The 1,024-nt window shown below is 60.2% G+C and carries 1 protein-coding gene and 1 pseudogene; both read right to left on the bottom strand.

The features are described 5' to 3' along the window. Nucleotides 1-183 (bottom strand): annotated as a pseudogene (locus NKG95_RS34155) (hypothetical protein); the annotation flags it as partial. Continuing rightward, on the bottom strand, nucleotides 170-1,024 hold an 855-nt coding region (locus tag NKG95_RS34150; protein ID WP_353043874.1), incomplete at its 5' end, for a hypothetical protein. The gene NKG95_RS34150 and the pseudogene NKG95_RS34155, both read right to left, overlap by 14 nt.

Here is a 1,024-nt window from a genome sequence, read left to right as displayed (position 1 = left end):
CGCATCGCGATTGAGGCAGGTCGTCGTCCGGTCAATGTAATAGGCGCGATAATCGGCGTTGACATTCGGATTGAGAGCAAGCGCACAAATGACGATTTCCGTTCCCGCCAGAACCGCCGCCAGCGCGTAGCTGGCAAGCCTGGCCCCGCGCAGATACCGGCCCGAAATGTCAGACCAGCGCAAGATAGCCCCCGATCCACGCCACGGTCATGAAATAACAGGCGCTTAGGAAGAGGCCCAGAGCCGCGAGATAAGTCGGCTTCGACGCCGACAGCAGCATGGCTAGCAACATTGTCAGAGGCGCAAGCCCGACGACGTACCTGACCATCGACGCCAGGTTCGTGATCAGCGGCAGGATGATGCAGCAGGCGCAGAACAACGCGGCGCCATATTGCCTGCGAACCGCCAGAACCGCCGATAGCGCCAGTCCTATGAGTGCGGCGAGCGCGCTCCATTGCGGTGCCGTAGGCAGCCATTCAGTTGTCGGAACAGCCGAAAGCCCGTCCCATATAAAGGCGAGCGGATTGCCCGGCACCCGTCCAAACGCGCGCTGCACGTGCAGGAAGGCAAAGCCGTCGCCGACGGTCAGATAGAGAAACAGGATGTAGGCGAATAGGCCGGCTGGCGAGATGAAGATGGCGACGAGCAGATCCGGTCGGCCAAGCAGCCAACGCGGGAACGACAGCGTCGATCCGCCCTTTGCGCGGCAATCCGTGAACATCTGAATGACGGTCGCGAATACAACGAGCACCCCGACGAGCCTGGTTGCCGACAGGAGAGCCGATGACAGTCCCGCAGCCAGATAGCTGGAGCGTTTGAGCGCCAGAAAAACGCACGAAGTCAGGAGTACGAAAAGAGGTTCGGTCAGGAAAGTCGTGAAGTGATAGGAGAACGGGCCGCTGAGCAGGAAGGCGCAATACAGAACATAAGCGCGCATGTTCTTCTCGAGCAGTGGCCACGCCACCAGACAGGCGGCATAGCTGCACGCAATCGATGTGATCGACGCGACGAGTATCGTCGGAAA

This window comes from Mesorhizobium sp. M1423 (assembly GCF_040317575.1).
Lineage (GTDB): Bacteria > Pseudomonadota > Alphaproteobacteria > Rhizobiales > Rhizobiaceae > Mesorhizobium.
This window is presented reverse-complemented; position numbering and strand designations above follow the sequence as displayed.